The sequence below is a fragment of the Cellulomonas sp. Y8 genome (assembly GCF_008033115.1).
Lineage (GTDB): Bacteria > Actinomycetota > Actinomycetes > Actinomycetales > Cellulomonadaceae > Cellulomonas.
Map to the genome: position 1 here is coordinate 1783004 of NZ_CP041203.1, position 16418 is coordinate 1799421.

The 16418-nt window shown below is 76.1% G+C and carries 12 protein-coding genes, 1 tRNA gene and 1 pseudogene; 6 read left to right on the plus strand and 8 right to left on the minus strand.

Annotated features, from left to right (window positions below; all coding sequences use genetic code 11):
• Window positions 1–181 precede the first annotated feature (181 nt).
• Together FKM96_RS08090 and FKM96_RS08095 are read left to right on the plus strand one after the other, a co-directional pair.
• The gene (locus FKM96_RS08090; protein WP_147794814.1) at window positions 182–2893 is read left to right on the plus strand and encodes an Ig-like domain-containing protein; all 2712 of its coding nucleotides are present in this window, start codon (window positions 182–184) and stop codon (window positions 2891–2893) included.
• Between the two features lie 19 nt (window positions 2894–2912).
• A complete protein-coding gene (locus FKM96_RS08095; protein ID WP_147794815.1) occupies window positions 2913–3305 on the plus strand; it encodes a YchJ family protein in 393 nt (130 codons plus the stop codon).
• Here the strand turns inward: FKM96_RS08095 and FKM96_RS20600 are convergent.
• Entirely contained in the window at window positions 3275–6052 is a 2778-nt protein-coding gene (locus FKM96_RS20600; protein WP_168216918.1) for a hypothetical protein, read from the minus strand. The genes FKM96_RS08095 and FKM96_RS20600 overlap by 31 nt on opposite strands.
• Window positions 6053–6530: 478 nt before the next feature.
• Between FKM96_RS20600 and FKM96_RS21410 the strand changes: the two are divergent.
• From FKM96_RS21410 to FKM96_RS08115, 4 genes and pseudogenes are all read left to right on the plus strand, one after another.
• Window positions 6531–6980 (plus strand): annotated as a pseudogene (locus tag FKM96_RS21410) (alkaline phosphatase); the annotation flags it as partial.
• A gap of 226 nt (window positions 6981–7206) precedes the next feature.
• A complete protein-coding gene (locus FKM96_RS21415; RefSeq protein ID WP_246855257.1) occupies window positions 7207–8283 on the plus strand; it encodes an alkaline phosphatase in 1077 nt (358 codons plus the stop codon).
• Window positions 8284–8375: 92 nt separating this feature from the next.
• Complete coding sequence (locus tag FKM96_RS21420; RefSeq protein ID WP_168216919.1) at window positions 8376–9470, plus strand: DUF916 domain-containing protein; 1095 nt, start codon at window positions 8376–8378, stop codon at window positions 9468–9470.
• A gap of 114 nt (window positions 9471–9584) precedes the next feature.
• A complete protein-coding gene (locus FKM96_RS08115) occupies window positions 9585–11420 on the plus strand; it encodes a glycoside hydrolase family 6 protein (protein ID WP_147794816.1) in 1836 nt (611 codons plus the stop codon).
• A gap of 34 nt (window positions 11421–11454) precedes the next feature.
• Here the strand turns inward: FKM96_RS08115 and FKM96_RS08120 are convergent.
• From FKM96_RS08120 to FKM96_RS08150, 7 genes are all read right to left on the minus strand, one after another.
• Window positions 11455–11548, minus strand: a tRNA-Ser gene (locus FKM96_RS08120).
• 97 nt (window positions 11549–11645) lie between these two features.
• Window positions 11646–13100 carry an Ig-like domain repeat protein gene (locus FKM96_RS08125; protein ID WP_168216920.1) on the minus strand — a complete coding sequence of 485 codons (1455 nt, stop codon included), beginning with the start codon at window positions 13098–13100 and terminating at the stop codon, window positions 11646–11648.
• A 320-nt stretch (window positions 13101–13420) separates the two neighbouring features.
• Window positions 13421–14224: an SDR family NAD(P)-dependent oxidoreductase gene (locus tag FKM96_RS08130; RefSeq protein WP_147794818.1), complete on the minus strand. Its 804-nt coding sequence runs from the start codon at window positions 14222–14224 to the stop codon at window positions 13421–13423.
• A 146-nt stretch (window positions 14225–14370) separates the two neighbouring features.
• Complete coding sequence (locus FKM96_RS08135) at window positions 14371–14787, minus strand: PIN domain-containing protein (protein ID WP_246855258.1); 417 nt, start codon at window positions 14785–14787, stop codon at window positions 14371–14373.
• 35 nt (window positions 14788–14822) lie between these two features.
• Window positions 14823–15473 carry an ATP/GTP-binding protein gene (locus tag FKM96_RS08140; protein ID WP_147794820.1) on the minus strand — a complete coding sequence of 217 codons (651 nt, stop codon included), beginning with the start codon at window positions 15471–15473 and terminating at the stop codon, window positions 14823–14825.
• Window positions 15454–15828 (minus strand): DUF742 domain-containing protein, encoded by a 375-nt coding sequence (locus FKM96_RS08145; protein ID WP_147794821.1) that lies wholly within the window; start codon window positions 15826–15828, stop codon window positions 15454–15456. The genes FKM96_RS08140 and FKM96_RS08145 overlap by 20 nt, the downstream gene beginning before the upstream one ends.
• 8 nt (window positions 15829–15836) lie before the next feature.
• Window positions 15837–16286 carry a roadblock/LC7 domain-containing protein gene (locus tag FKM96_RS08150; RefSeq protein ID WP_147794822.1) on the minus strand — a complete coding sequence of 150 codons (450 nt, stop codon included), beginning with the start codon at window positions 16284–16286 and terminating at the stop codon, window positions 15837–15839.
• Window positions 16287–16418 lie beyond the last annotated feature (132 nt).

Genomic DNA, 16418 nt, shown 5'->3' on the forward strand with positions numbered 1-16418 from the left:
ACCCCTCGCCGGGCGGCGCACCCGTCGGTACCGTGACCGGACGTGCTGGTCGGGGGCCGGCGCACGAGGCATCGGGGGCACGGTGCGGACGAGGTCGGGCAGCGGAGCGCGGCGGGACGCCACGACGACGGCGGCACAGGAGGCACGACCGCGCGCGCGTCGCCGGTGGTCCGCAGCCGCGGTGGGCGGGCTGCTGCTCGCGGCCCTGGTCCCCGGCGGGCCGGCGCAGGCCGCCCCCGCGGACGACTGCGCGGCGCCCACCCGGACCGTCAGCGGCGGGGCGACCGGCGCGGCGCTCGACATCGCCGCCGGCGAGGTCGTCCTGCTCGCGGGCGGGACCCAGGTCGGCGGGGTCGGCTCGCTGCCGGCGGGCGCGACGCTGTGCGTGGCGGCGGGGGCGACGCTCGCGCCGGCCTACATGAACAACGCGGCCGGCACGATCTACGTCGCGCCGGGCGGGACGGCGACGATGCCGTCCGTCGCGGTGAACGCGGGGTTCGTGCTGGACAACGCCGGGACGGCCACGTTCGCCGGGCTCGCGCTCAACGGCCCGGGGACCGTGTTCAACGCGGCGGGGGCGACGCTGACCATCACCGGCGCGTTCACCCCCGCGGCCGGCACGGTCGTCAACGACGGCACGCTGGCGCTGCCGGGCGGCGCGACGCTCAACTCCGCGGTCTCGCTCACCAACAACGGCACGCTCACGGCCGCGGGCACGACGATCGTCAACGGCCCGTTCCGGAACGCCGGCACCGCGACGCTCGCCGGCGACCTGGTCGTCAACGGCTCGGGCGCGCTGACCAACCTGTGCGCGCTCCAGGCGGCCGGCGGGTTCACCAACAACGGGGGGTCAAGCAGCACCGGCCTGGTCGCGCTGGGTGGCGGCTTCGTCAACCAGGGCACCTGGCGGCAGGCGCCCACCGGCGCGCTCACCGCGACCACGCTCGCCGACGACGGCGCCGTCACCGGGTTCGGGCGGTACGTGTTCAGCGGCACGACCGGGGTGCAGGGCGGGTTCGACGGCGACTCCGCGTTCGTGCCGATCTTCGTCGACGTCCCCGGCGCGACCTTCCCCGACACCGGCGGGGGTTCGGTGACCAACGTCGACCTGCGCGCCCTCACGGTGCCCGGGCCCGCCGACTACCCCGCGCCCGACTGCGCCGACCCGGTCGGTCCCGCGTCCGCGGACGTGCAGGTCAGCAAGACCGGGCCGGCCTTCGTGGGCCCCGGCGGCCAGCTCACGTACACGGTCGACGTGACCAACGCCGGGCCCGACGAGGCGGTCGGCGTCACCGTCACCGACGCGCTCCCGCCCGCCCTCACCGGCGTGACGGCGTCGGGCGGCGGGGTGGTCGCCCCGCCGACGGTCACCTGGTCGCTGGGGACGCTCGCGGTCGGCGCGACGGTCACGCTCACCGTCACCGGCACCGCGCCGGACAGCGGCGTGCTGGTGAACACGGTGAGCGCCACCGCGACCACGCCCGACCCGGACGCCTCGAACAACGACGGCACGGCCGGGTCCGAGACGGTGACCACCGAGGTCACGCCGGGGCCGGACGTCGTGGACCCGCCGACCGCCGACGACCTCGTGCGGGAGACCGTGGTCGGGCGGCCGATCGTCTCGACCGTCACCGGCAGCAGCCCCGACCCGGACCTGCAGCTGCGGTTCAGCACCGTGACGGGACCGTCCGACGGCGTGCTGATCCTGCTGCCCGGCGGCCGGTTCGGGTACCTCCCGGACGCCGGGTTCGTCGGCACGGACTCGTTCACGTACCAGGTGTGCGACAACCAGGACCCGGTGCGGTGCAGCGCCCCCGCCACGGTGACCCTGATCGTGCACCCGCTCGCGGTCGACGACGAGACGACCACCCTCGTGAACACCGCCGTCACCATCGACGTGCTCGCCAACGACCCGCCCGGGGCGGTGCTGTCCCCGACGCTCGTCGACCTGCCCGACCACGGCCTCGTCACCGTCGACCCCGCGACCGGGTCCGTCGTCTACACCCCCGGCCCCGGCTACCTCGGCACGGACTCCTTCACGTACCAGGCGTGCTCGCCCGACGACTCGGCCGACTGCGCCACCGCCGTCGTGACCGTGCACGTGTGGCCGGACAACCTGCCGCCGGCCGCGCCGCCGCTGTTCCTGGAGACGACGGTCGACACCCCCGTCTCGGGCGACCCCGCCGTCAGCGACCCCGACGGCGACGCGGTCACGATCGTGCAGACGTTCCCGACCGCCGCCGGCGGCACCGTGACGCTCGCCGGCGGCACGACCACCTACACGCCGCCGCCCGGGTTCGCCGGTCGCGACCTGTACCAGTACACGGTGTGCGACGACGGGATCCCGGTGCTGTGCAGCACCGGCCTCGTGACGGTGCTCGTCGACCCGGTGGCGGTGGACGACGCCGCGACGACGCCCGAGGGCACCCCGGTGGCGATCGACGTCGCCGCCAACGACTCCGGCACGGTCCTGCCGCCGGACGTCACCGTGCCGCCGGCGCACGGCACGGTCGCACTGGTCGACGGCGTGCTGGTCTACACGCCGGCGCCCGGGTTCGTCGGGACGGACACGTTCACCTACCAGGTGTGCGCGGCCGACGTGTCGCCCGCCTGCGCGAGCGCGGACGTCAGCGTCGTGGTGACCGGCGCGGAGGACCCGGGCGAGAGCGGCCCGGGCGGCGGGACCGGCGGGTCGACCGGGGACTCCGGCGGGTCGACGGGCGGCGGCTCGGGCGTGCTCGCGGCCGGCGACCTGCCCCGCACCGGCGCCGAGACCCTGCCGCTCGCGGTGCTGGCGCTCGGCCTGGCCGGGGCTGGCGTCGCACTGCGGGTGGCCGTGCTCCGGTCCCGGCCGGCGCGGGTCCGGGTCCGGGGGCGGGACTCCCGCCGCTGACCCGCCCGATACTGGTCGGGTGCCGACCCCGACCCGCTGCCCCTGCCTGAGCGGCCTGCCCTACGACGAGTGCTGCGGGCCGCGGCACCGGGGTGAGCGGACCGCCGCCACCGCCGAGGCGCTCATGCGGTCCCGGTACAGCGCGTTCGCCGTCGGGGACGCCGCGTACCTCCTGAGGACCTGGCACCCCTCGACCCGCCCCCGGACGGTCGACCTCGACGACGCGGTGGTGTGGCGGAGGCTGGACGTCCTCGGCACCGACCGCGGCGGACCGTTCGACTCCGCCGGGACCGTCGAGTTCCGCGCCTCGTACAGCGACCCGCAGGGTCGCGGGTCGCTGCACGAGGTCAGCCGGTTCGTCCGCGAGGACGGCGCCTGGACCTACGTCGACGGGTCCGTGGACCCCGGCTGACGACGTCGCACGAGGAGCATGCCGGCCGCCGCCAGGGCGAACGCGAGGGCGGACGCACCCGCGACCGCCGAGCCCGTGACGGTGAGGCCGCCGGGGTCCCCGACCGTGCCCGCACCGCCGGTCGCCCCGGCGTCGGGCGTGGACGCGGGCGGGCGGACGCCGGCCTCGCCGCCGCCGGCCCCGGTGCCGGGCGGGGTGGTCGGCCCAGGCTCGGGCTCCGGGCTCGGCTCCGGCTCCGGGCTCGGCTCAGGCTCCGGGCTCGGCTCAGGCTCCGGGCTCGGCTCAGGCTCCGGGCTCGGCTCAGGCTCCGGTTCGGGGTCGACGATCATCCCCGGCACGACCGCCGTCTCCTCGGCCGTGGCGGGCTCGACCGCCGGCACCCCCTCCGGCGCCCGCGCGTGCGCCCTGGCGGTCGCCCGCACCTCCCCCGCCTCGCGATCGGCCTCCGTCACGAGGTAGGGCTGCTCGGCCGCGCACGCGGTCGCCTCGCCGGGCGCGAGGACCGCGCGCTCGCACACCACCGGCCCGACCGGCTCGTCGCCCACCCGCAGGTCCGTGACCGCGACGTCGTGCACCGTGACGGTCCCGGTGCTCGTCACGTCGAACGCGTACCGCACCCGCACCTCGGAGGGACCGGCCGGCTCCACGCCCTCCTCCACCGTGCCGACCATCGCGAGCGCGATCGCGGCGACCGCCGGGCGGGTGGCGGTCGTGACGGTGTGCTCCGCCGCGACCGGGGTGCCGCCGGGGGTCTGCGCGGACGCCCGGGCGGTCGCCTCGACGCCGCCCGCGACGAGGTCGTCCTCGGTCACGACGTGCTCGGTGTCGGTGGCGCACGTGGTCGAGGCGCCGGGGTCGAGCTCGGTGGCGGCGCAGGTCGTGGTGCCGACCCGGTCGTGCTCGACGGCCAGGCCCGAGAGCGGCAGGTCCCCGGTGTTCTCGACGGCGACCGCGTACCGGACCCGGTCGCCCACGCCGGCCGGCTCGCCCTGGTCCGCCACGACCACCGCGTCCTGGGTCACCGCGAGGCCGACGGTGGCGGCCACCAGCGGGACCTCGAGCGCGCCCCGGGCGGGCACCAGCGGGTCGGAGTGGTCGGGGACCGCCGCGTCCGCCGTCGCCACGCTCGTGACGCCGCCTGCGACGAGGTCGGGCTCGCCCAGCACGTAGGGCTCGGCGACGCAGGTCGTCGACTCCCCCGGCGCCAGCGCGTCGGCCTGGCACGCCACCGGGACGCCCAGCGCCTCCTGGACCCGCAGGTCGTGCACGTCGACGTCGCCCGCGTTCCGGACCTCGTAGGTCAGCACCACCGCGTCCCCCGCGGTCACCAGGCCACCCGGGCCGCCGTCGACCACCGCGGTCGCGGACACCTCGAGGGCCGGGCTGCCGGTGATCGGGACGAGCACGTCGTCGGCCGCCGACACCGGCCCGTCCGCCCCGACCGCGACCGCGCGCGCTGCGTTGAGCAGCTCCCCGACCCTGGCGTGCTCGGCCCCGACGACGACCTCGACGCGGCAGGTCACCGACGCGGTCGCGGACCCGGCGGGCCCCAGCTCCGGCACCGCGCAGACGGCACCGGGGCCGACCAGCGGGTCGTGCACCTGGACGTCGGTGAGGGGCTCGGCGTCGGTGTTCGTGACCACCAGGTCGAACGGGATGACCGAGCCGGTCCGGAACGCGTCCGGGAGGTCGTCGGTCTGCGCCACCTGGGCGACGAGGTGCAGCGGCGAGAGCGGCTCGACCGTCCGGACCTCGACGTCCCGGACCAGCTGCACGTTCCGCTCCTCCCCGGTCGAGGCGGCGAAGCCCAGCTTCCAGGTCGCGGGCGCGTCCTCGGCCATCCGGTGCGTCAGCACCGTCCGGTAGGCGGTCCGGGCGCCGGAGAAGTCGATCTCCACCGTCACGAGCGGCCGGGTCTCGGGGCTCACGGTGACCCGGACGTTCCGCTGCGCGCCCGGCAGCAGCTGCGCGGGCGTGGCCCAGCCGTACCAGTCGAGCATCTGCTCGCGCTCGTCGAGCTGCTGCGTCGCCAGCCAGCAGTACCCCGTCCGGCCGTCGCCGGCCCCGCGCAGCGTCACCGAGTTCGGCACCCGGGACGCGAACGGCGAGGCCGCCGCGCACCCCGCACCGCGACCGTCGGCGTCGCGGGCGAAGTTGCCGTAGACGTCGAACCCGACGCCCAGGTAGGCGCCCGCGACGCCGGGCACGGACGTCGCCTGGGCGTAGCCGAGGCTGCCCCCGAACGCGCCGAGCGCGCGCAGGTCGTGCGCGCCGTCGACGAGCACCAGGCCGATGCCGTCCGCGCCGTCGCCGTAGCGCGTGCGGTACATGAACTGGTCGTACTCGACCACGAGACCCGCCTCGGCCGGCACCACCCGGTCCAGGACCACCCCTCCGCCCTGGGACACGAGGTCGTCGGTCAGCTGCAGGTAGCCCGGCACCGCCCCGCGCACGGGGCCCGTGCCCGACCCGCCCGGGCACGGCCCGAGGCCGGACGCGCCGGACGGCGGGGCCAGCCCCACCGGGGCGCCCGTGAGGCACGCGCTGCCGCGCGCGCCCACCCGGGCGTCCGCGACGCTGCGGCCGTCGAACGGCTCGAGCAGCAGCAGCGAGCCCTCCGCGGCCGTCGTCGCGGGAGCGGCAGGGGTCGGGGTCGCGCCGACCGCCCCTGCGGCCCCGAGCACCAGCGCCACCCCCGCCGCCAGCAGCGTCCGCGGCGTCCTGCGCGCGGTGGTCCTGCGTCTCACGTGTCCTCCTCCGGACGGCACCCGGCGCCGTCGTCTGACACGCCCATGCCAGCGCAGGTCGCACGGGGTTCTTGCGGGTCCGTAGGTGGTCCATGGCCACCTTTGCGTAGCAAAGCGGGACGCTGCATCGGGCAATTGAGTGCCCGCAATCCGGATGTGTGAGTGGTCCGAGCCGCGATGCGGTGCTGCGCCAGGGCCGCCCGGCGCGCGCCGACCGCTGGGCGCTTCGACTGTTTCGTCCGGTTTCTCCGGGAGTTCACTGACACGTCACAGGCGGCGCCGAGGGTCGAGGGAGGCGGGTGACCGCCCGCCCCGATTCGACGGAGAAGAGATCATGACCCGACGACCCAGCCGGTGGCTCGCGCTCACCGGGACGAGCACGCTCGTCGCCGCCGTCGCCCTGACCTCGGCCGCACCCGCGGTCGCTGCCGACCCCGCTCCCGGCCCCAAGAACGTCATCGTCCTCATCGGCGACGGCATGGGCTACAACCACATCGACGCCGCCTCGCTCTACGAGCACGGCACCACCTACGCCCAGGTCGAGGTCGACCCGCAGGCAGGCACGATCGCGCACCTGCCCGGCACCGCCTCGCAGGTCTTCCAGCAGTTCCCGGTCCAGGTCGGCATGTCGACCCACTCGGCCAACGGCCGCGCCGAGTACGACCCCGCGAAGGCGTGGTCCGACTTCGAGTGGATCGCCACGGGCGCGACCGACTCCGCCGCCGCCGGCACGGCGCTCGCCACTGGCGTCAAGACGAACAACGGCGTGCTCGGCATCGACCCGTCGGGTACGTCCGTCAAGAACGTCGCCGAGCGCGCGGCCGAGCTCGACAAGGCGACCGGCGTCGTCACCTCGGTGCAGTTCTCGCACGCCACGCCGGCGAGCTTCGGCGCGCACAACGCGAGCCGCAACGACCTGCACGGCATCTCCGACGAGATGATCGCGGGGCCGCTCGACGTCATCATCGGTGCCGGTCACCCGATGTTCGACGACGACCACGAGCCGCTGTCGTCGGGCCGGTTCGACTACCTGAGCGAGGCCTCCTGGAACAAGCTGCAGGACGGCCAGACCCCGTTCACGCTCGTCGAGGAGACCGCGGGCTTCGAGGCGCTCGCCGACGGGCCAGGACGTCCCGGAGCAGCTGTTCGGCCTGGTGCAGGTCGGCTCCACGCTGCAGCAGGCGCGGTCCGGCGACGTCGCCGGCGCGCTGCCGTTCGAGGTCGAGCAGAACGACGTCCCGTCGCTCGCGACGCTCACCCAGGGCGCCCTCAACGTGCTCGAGCAGGACGAGGACGGCCTGTTCCTCATGGTCGAGGGCGGCGCCATCGACTGGACCGGCCACGCCAACCAGACCACCCGGAACATCGAGGAGACGGTCGACTTCAACCGCGCCGTCGAGACGGTCGTCGACTGGGTCGAGACCGAGTCGTCCTGGGACGAGACGATCGTCGTCGTCACCGCGGACCACGAGACCGGGTACCTGGACGGCTCCGCGTCCGACCCGACCTGGACGCCGATCACCGGCGCGAAGGGCCAGCTGCCCGACGAGGGCTGGTACTCCGGCGACCACACCAACCAGCTCGTGCCGCTGTTCGCCAAGGGCGCCGGCGCCGACCGGCTCGCCGCGGCGGCGACCGGCACCGACCCGGTGCGCGGCGCGTACCTGGACAACACCGCGCTCGCGAACGCCCTGTTCGCCGCGTGGGGCCGCGAGGACGCCCCCGAGGCCGGCGAGATCCCGCTGACGGCGACCGTGCCGCAGGCCGGCGAGGTCGAGGGCTCGCTCACGATGTCGGTGGCGGACTTCGGCGAGGGCGTCGCCCTCGGCGGCGGTGCGAACGTCGGCGACCGCCTGCGGTTCGGCGGCGCGCTGCCGACCGTGTCGGTGACCGACTCCCGCTCGAACGCCCAGGCGGGCGCGGGCGGCTGGACCGTCTCCGGCCAGGCGGCCGACCTCTCCACCGGCTCGCAGGTGCTGCGCGCGCAGCACCTCGGCTGGACCCCGGGCGTGCTCACCACGAAGCCCGGCGTCGCGCCCGGTTCGCCGGTGGCGACGGTGCTCGGCGGCGGCGAGGGCCTCGGCACCCCGGCGACGCTGGCGACGGCGACCTCGGACGGCCGCCTCGGCACCACCGACCTGACGGCCGAGCTGAACCTCGAGGTCCCGGTCGACACCCGCGCCGGCGAGTACGCCGGGTCGCTCACGGTGTCGCTCTTCCCGGTCGACTGACCGCAGCGCGAGGGCCCGGCGCCGCCCGCAGGGGCACGCCGGGCCCTCGCCTCGTCCTCCCCCTCCTCCCCCGAGACCCGCTGGAGACCACCGTGCCGCGCACCACCGCCCCGCGACGCCGCCGGGCGTCCGCCGCCCTCGTCCTGCTCGCCGCCCTGGCGCTGCCCGCCGCACCGGTCGCGTCAGCCGCGACCGAGCCCGCGCCCGCCGCCGAGGCCGCCGCCGCGCGGACGACCTGGGCGCTCGAGCCCGCGACCGCCGAGGGGCCGGACGGCCGGGTGTCGTTCCGGCACGCCGTCGACCCGGGCGCCGAGGTCGCCGAGCACGTCACGCTGACGAACTTCTCCGAGCACCCCGCGGCGTTCGAGGTCTACGCCGGCGACGGGCTCATCACCGCCGACGGCCAGTTCGACCTGCCGCCCACCGGCACCGCGGCCGAGGCGGCAGGCTCCTGGATCGCGCTCGGCGACGCCGCCGGCACGATCGCGGAGCCCGGTGCCACCCAGCGCGTCGAGGTCCCCGCGGGCTCCGCGGTCACGCTGCCGCTCGTCGTCCGGGTCCCCGCGGACGCGACCCCGGGCGACCACCCCGCGGGTGTCGTCGCCGCGCTCGCGACCGAGGCGGGCGCGGGCGTCGCGATGGACAGCCGGGTCGGCGCGCGCCTGCACCTGCGGGTCACCGGCGACCTGGCGCCCGCCCTGGCGGTGCGGGACGTGCGCACCGACTACACGCCGTCGTGGAACCCGTTCGCCCCGGGCACGCTGCGCGTGTCGTACACGGTCGCGAACGCCGGCAACGTCCGCCTCGGCGCGACCTCGTCCGCGAGTGCCGCCGGCCCGTTCGGCGTCGCGGGCACGACCGCCGAGGGCGCCGCGCTGCGCGAGGTGCTGCCCGGCGGGGCGGCCGCCGGCAGCGTCGAGGTCGAGGCGTGGCCGCTGGTCCGGCTCGGCGGGGCCGTCGCGGTGACCCCGGCAGTCGTCGGCGACGACGAGGTGACAGCCGCGCTGGCCGCGGCGGAGTCGTCCTGGTCGGCCTGGGCGGTGCCGTGGGCGCAGCTCGCGCTGGCCCTGCTGCTGGTCGGCGGGGTGCTCGCCGTCCGGCGGGCGCGCACGCGGCGCGAGGCGGCGATGCAGCGACGGATCGCCGCGGCGGTCGCCCGGGCGCGGGCGCCGGGGGCGCCCGCCTGACGGCGGCTGCGCGGGCCCGCCGCGCGCGGCCCCGGTTCACCCGCCCCGACGAGGCCGGGGAGCGGGCGGGTCGCCGATGGGGAGGGAAAGCCGTTCCCCGACGAGGACCCCGCCATGCCCCGCGCCGCCCGCCCGCACCCGTCCCGCCCGACCGTCACGTGGTCGCGACCCCTCGTCGCCGCCGTCCGCGCGGCCGCCGCCGCGCTGCTGGTGGTGGTCGTGCTGGCGCCGTCCCCGGCCACGGCGTCCGCACCGGCGCCGGCGGGTGACCGGCTGACGAGCGGCCAGACCCTCGTCGGCGGTGCGTCGCTGGCGGCGGTCGGCAGCGCGCACGTCCTCGCCGTCGGCGCCGACGGCGACGTGACCGTGCGGCTCGGCACGGGTCCCGTGCTCTGGCACACCGGGACCACCGGCAGCCCCGGGGCCCGGCTCGTGCAGCAGCCGTCGGGCGCGCTGGAGGTGCGCTCCGCCTCGGGCACCCTGCTCTGGACCACCGGGGCGGCCTCGCCCGGCGCCCGTTCGATCATCAAGCCCGACGGGGTCGTGTACACCGTGGACACCGCGGGCCGGCTGGTGTGGAAGTCGACCACCGACGGCCCCGCGCTCCGGACCACCCCGGCGGACCGCGTCCCGTCCGGCGGCCTGCTCCTGGCCGGCGAGTCGATCGCGACCGGCGACGTCCGGCTGACGATGGGCGCGGACGGCGACCTCGTCCTGACCCGCGGGGCGACCGCGGTCTGGCGCGCCGGCACCACCGCGCGCGGCGCGTCCGCCCGTGTGACCCCCGGCGGCGACCTCCGGGTCGTCTCCCCCACCGGCGGCGTGCTGTGGTCCGCCGGCGCGTCGTCACCGGGCGCGCGGCTGGTGGTCAAGGACCACGCGCGGATCTACCTGATCTCCACCGCGGGCGCGAGCGTCTGGTCCACCGCGGCGCCGGCCGGGGAGCGGGTGCCCGCCGTCGTGACCCTGCCGCTGCCCGCCGCGCTGCCGGTCGTGGCCCGGCCGGGCTCCGGCCCGGGCGGCGGCGCGTCGACCGACGCCGGGTCGGGCGAGCGCGTGTACCGCACGGTGCTGTCCGCCGCCCCGCCGTACGCCGACCCCACGTCCGACGTCGCCCGCGCCGCGGCCGCCGCCCGCACGGAGGGCCGCACCACCGACGCCGCGCTGCTCGACAAGGCCGCCGGCGGCGGCGCCGCGCGCTGGCTCGGTCCCGCCGACGGCACGACCGCCGTCCGCGCCTACGCCGCCGCGGCGACCGCGGCCGGCCGCACGCCGGTGTTCGTCACCTACGCCATCCCCGACCGCGACTGCGGCTCCTACTCGGCCGGCGGGTTCGCGACCGCCGCCGAGTACCGCGCCTGGGTGGACGCCGTCGCCGCGGGCCTGCGCGGCTCCCGCCCCGTCGTCGTCGTCGAGCCGGACGCCCTGCTGCACCTGGAGCGGTGCGGCGACCGGGACCAGCGGCTCGGGCTGCTCCGCGCGTCCGTCGAGGCGTACCGGGCCGCCGGCGCCGAGGTCTACCTGGACGCCGCCAGCAGCAACAGCTTCGGCTGGAGCGCGGAGCAGCTCCGCGACATGGCCCTGCGGCTGCGGGCGGCGGGCGTCGACCGGGCCGCCGGGTTCTCCGTGAACGTGTCCAACTTCCAGCGCAGCGAGCACGAGGTCGCGTACGGCACGTACCTGTCGGCGCTCCTCGGCGGGAAGGCGTTCGTCGTCGACACCTCGCGCAACGGCGCCGGGCCGCTCGCCGGCCCGGACGGCACGGTGTGGTGCAACCCGGAGGGGCGTGCGCTCGGCGCGGCGCCCGGCGCGACCGGCAGCGGGCCGCACGTGGCGGACCTGTGGATCAAGACCGTCGGCCGGTCGGACGGCACGTGCAACGGCGGCCCGGTCGCCGGTGCGTACTGGGAGGACTACACGCTGGGGCTGGCGTCCCGCGCGGAGTGGTGACGGTTCCCGCGCGCGGACATCGGTCGCGCACCGCTGGCGGAGGGCGTGGGATTCGAACCCACGAGGACGCCTTTCGACGCCCCAACGGTTTTCAAGACCGTCGCTTTCGGCCGCTCAGCCAGCCCTCCCACGAACGCGGCGACCCTACCAGCGGGCCGCGGACGGACGAGGGCCCCGTCGGCGACGTGCGGTCGCCGACGGGGCCCTCGTCGCGGGCGCGGTCCGCTACCCGGCGCGGCCGGCCTCGAGACGTCGTCGCAGCGCGAGCGCACCGGTGCCCAGGAGCAGCAGCCCGGCCGCAGCCGCGAGGCCGGTGATCACCCCGGTGCCGGTTGCTGCCAGCGCCCGCGTGCTCGGGTCACCCGTCGTGCCGGCGGTACCGGCCGCCGCGGTACCGCCCGCGGTACCGGTCCCCGCGGCGAGCGTGACCGGGACCTCGGCCCAGACCCCGCTGGTGCCACCGATGCCGCGGATGTGGTGCGCGCCGACGGGGGCGTCGGCGGGCACGGTCACGGTCAGGGTCGCGACTCCGGCGGCGTCCGCGACCGCGGTCCCGAGGAACACGGGGTCGGAGTGCAGGTAGAACGCGACCACCTCGCCTGCCAGGTAGCCGCTCGCGCTGACCGTGATCGCAGCGCCCGGAGCCGTGCGGGCCGCCGAGGCGCGGACGTCGCCGGTGGGCTGCTCGGTGGCACGGGCCGGCGGCGTCGATGCGGCGACCGTCAGGCTGACCGTGGCGCTGGCGGCCGGGTAGTCGTCGGTCGCCGCGGTCCGCAGGGTGATCGCGTGCACGCCCGGCGCCTGGCCGGGAACCGTGACCGGGACGACGCCCGAGGACGGGACCGCGGGCGTCGACACCCGGACGCCGTCCACCTCCACGAGCAGCTCCGCAGGCAGGTGCCACGGGCTGGTGACACGGACGGTGAACGTCGTCGGGGACCCGACCGCACCGGTCAGCGCGCTGGGCACGCCGAGCTCGACCTCGCCGCCGCGCGGCAGCACCGTGACGCTGGCGTAGCCCGGCGCGTTCGACGCCGGCCGGTAGGTGGCATCGCCCAGGTAGCCGACGTAGAGCCTCTGGGTACCCGCGGGCAGGCCGAACACGGTCGAGGCCCGGCCGGCGGACAGCGTGTGGCGGCTGTAGTGGTCGTTCGTGTCGACCGTGCCGATCTCGATCTCACCCTGCGGCGTGCCGGCCGCGCCGGACACCGTGACGGTCATGCTGATCGGGCCGTCGTCGACCGGGTTGTCCGGCGCGATCGACCACGACAGCGTGGGCACCAGGCGCGGGTCGGTCTCCGGGTTCGGGGGACCGGGGTCCACGACGACCGGGGCCGAGACCGACACGTACCGCCAGCTCGAGGACGGCTCGTACGTGGCGTCACCGAGGTAGGCGACGTCGAAGCGGTAGTCGCCCACCTCGAGCGTGCCGAGCGGCATCGAGGCACGACCGTCCTGGTCGAGCTGCAGCGTGGCGACCTGCTCCGGCGGACCGACCGGCGAGCCGTCGCCTCCGACCAGCGCGACCGGGGTGCGGGTGATGGCGACCGTCCCCTCCGGGACCGGCGGGTGGTTGTCCGAGTCGCCCTGCCGGACCTGGACGTCGAGGGTGAACACGGTCGGGTCGCCGTGGTGGTACGCCAACGGCGCCGTCGCGCTCGTGAAGGTGAACTGCCGCACCTCCGGTTCGTCGGCCACTGCCGGTGTGGCACCGAGCGTCACCAGACCGACGACGGACAGCACCACCCCCCAGAACCTGCCTCGGCGTCCTGCCCCGTCGCGTCGCATCTGCGTGTTCCTTCCCTGGAAGTGCCGTGTGCACTTCCTGGATCGGCAGGGACGCGGCGGGGATGAAGCCGGATGGGCAGATCGGCTGCCCGAACTGCGACGACGCGCGCCGTGACCAGCCCGGCGGCGCCCTTGCCGGGACGAAGGGCCCGCCCAGCGGGCCGCGGGGCCGGAGCCGCACCCGGTGGACCGCGGCGCGGTCGGTCACGGCCTCAGGGCAGGATCGCGTCCACGTACCCGCCGTCCACGCGCAGCGCACCACCGGTCGTCGCCGACGCCAGCGGCGACGCGAGGTACACGACCAGGTTCGCGATCTCCTCCGGCTCGATGAGCCGCTGCAGCAGCGACTGCGGCCGGTGCCGACGCATGAACTCCCGCTGCGCCTCGTCCCACGGCAGGTCCTTCTCGACGAGCGAGTAGACGAAGTCCTCGACGCCGCCGGTGTGCGTCGGTCCGGCGATGACCGAGTTCACGGTGACCCCGGTGCCCGCGGCCTCCTTCGCGAAGCCCCGGGAGACCGCGAGCAGCGCGGTCTTGGACATGCCGTAGTGGATCATCTCCGCGGGGATGACGACCGCGGAGTCGGACGCGATGTTGAGCACCCGACCCCAGCCCTGACCGGTCATGCCCGGCAGGTAGGCGCGGGTCAACCGCACCGCGGCGAGCACGTTGACCTCGAAGTAGCGGCGCCACTCGTCGTCGGTGATGTCCAGGGCCGGGCGGGACTCGAAGATGCCCAGGTTGTTGACCAGGACGTCGACGCCGGGGACGGCGGCGCGGACCGCCTCGGCGCCCGCGTCGGTGCTGACGTCGCCCGGGGCCGCCACGAACGATCCCGGGCCGTCGCCGTGCTCGGCGGCCAGCCGGGCCACGGCGGCGTCGACGGACTCCGGCGAGCGGCCGTTGACGGCCACCCGCGCGCCGGCGCGGGCCAGCCCGGCGGCGATGGCGGCGCCGATGCCCTGGGTGGAACCGGTGACGAGCGCGGTGCGCCCGGTGAGGTCGAGCTGCGTCATGCCCCGACCGTAGGACGGGCGGAGCCGGTCCCGCGACCACGCGCGCACCGACGCGCCCCTCCACGTCCGCCGAGAAGGCACCTCTCGGTTGTCGCGGTGTGGTCCCGCACAGCCGAGAGCTGCCATCTCGGCGAAGACAGAGGCGCTCAGGCCGCGAGGTCCCACCAGCGGTCGGGCAGGCCCGGGGACACGACGACGAGGCCGTGGATCGCGGCGACCGCGGCGAGCCGCACGTCGTACGTCGCGAACGCCGTGATCCCGGGGTACGCCAGCGCGACCCCGAGGTGCAGCGACGCGAAGGGCGACAGCACGGCGGTCGTCATCGCGGCCGCGCCGACCGCCTGGTCCGAGAACCGGACGACCTCGAGCCGCTCGCCGGCGGCGTGGGCGCGCGCGCGGACGTGCGCCGGCGCCGTGGCGGCCGCGTGGCGCAGCTCGCTCAGGGACAGCGGCGTGACGAGGAGTTCCGGCTCGTGCTGCTCCGCCCACCGCTGCCAGTCCACCGAGTGGTCCGGGAAGGGCAGGTAGCGCAGGAGGGCCGAGCCGTCGGCGTAGACCCGCACGCCCCGCACTGTAGCGGGGCGCGCGGGTCGTCAGCTCACGCCGCGGAGCTGCGGAGCCGCTCCATGGCGAGCTGCACGAGCTGGATCAGCGTCTGCTTCGTGGCGGTGCGCGACCGGGCGTCGGTGTAGAGCACCGGCACGTGCGCCGGGATGGCGAGCGCCTCGCGCACGTCCTCCAGGCGGTGCTTGGCCACGCCGTCGAAGCAGTTCACGCCCACGACGAACGGGATGCCGCGCGACTCGAAGTAGTCGACGGCCGGGAAGCACTGGTCCAGGCGGTCGGTGTCGACCAGGACCACGGCGCCGATCGCGCCGCGCACCAGGTCGTCCCACATGAACAGGAACCGGTCCTGGCCCGGGGTGCCGAACAGGTACAGCCACAGCGACCCCGGCAGCGCGATGCGCCCGAAGTCCATGGCGACCGTGGTCGACGTCTTGCGCTCGGTCTGGCCGCCCGCGTCGTCGATGCCGACCGAGTGCTCGGTCATCGCGGCCTCGGTGTTCAGCGGCTCGATGTCGGAGATCGACCCGATGAACGTCGTCTTGCCGACGGCGAAGCCGCCCGCGACGACGATCTTCACGACGGTGGGCGCGGCACCCATCTCGCCGGCGTCGCCGGCGGGGCGGGCGGTGGGCACGGCAGCGGCCTGGCCGGTGGCCACGGCGTCAGAGGGCGGAAATGCCATTGAGAACACTCTCCAGGACGCTCAGGGACAGGGCGGGCGACTGACCGGTGGTGGTCTCGACCGGCGTGGACGAGTGCACGCGGACGTAGCCCGCGTCGGCCAGGTCGGACACGACGACGCGCGTCACGCCCAGGGGCAGGTGCAGCAGCGCGGACAGCTCGGCGATGGAGATGTAGCCGTGCGACGCGTGCTGCAGGATCGCCCGCTTCTCGGGCGTGAGGCCCTGGCCCGAGACGCCGGCGGGCAGCATCTCCACCAGCGCCTCGAGGGGGTAGTCGGACCGCTCGGACCGCACCCGGCCGCCGGTGAGGGCGTACGGGCGGACGGTCCTGGTCTCGAACTCGCTCTCGCTCATCGGCTACCTCACACGGTGGGAGCGCGGGTGGCGCCGTCGACGGGGAGGCTGCCGCGCATCTCGGTGATGAGCTGCGGGGTCAGCGTGGCCTCGGTCCGCGAGACGAGCATCGCCATCTCGTAGCCGATGAGGCCCACGTCGCAGGTGGCGTCGGCGACGACCGCGAGGACGGAGCCGTTCGACACGCTCATCAGGAAGAGGAACAGGTTGTCCATCTCCACGATCGCCTGCCGCACGTCGCCGGCGCGGAGCTGGCGCGCCGCTCCCCGGGTCAGGCTCGACATGCCCGCCACGATCGCCGCGAGCTGGTCGCCGCTGGTGCGGTCGAGCTGCTCGGACATGGCCATGAGCAGACCGTCGGCCGACACCACCAGCGTGTGCCGGGTGCCGGGCACGGTCCGGACGAAGTTGTCCAGGAGCCAGCCGAAGTTGGCTGCCTCGGTGCTGAGGGTGGTCACACATCCTCCTGACGTGATGCAGGCGCGGCTGCGGCTGCGGGGACGGGTGTCACCATGACGGCGACGGCGGGACGGGCTGGGAGTCGGACTCGGTGCGGGGCTGCTCCGGCTGGGCGCCGGCCTCACCCGCGT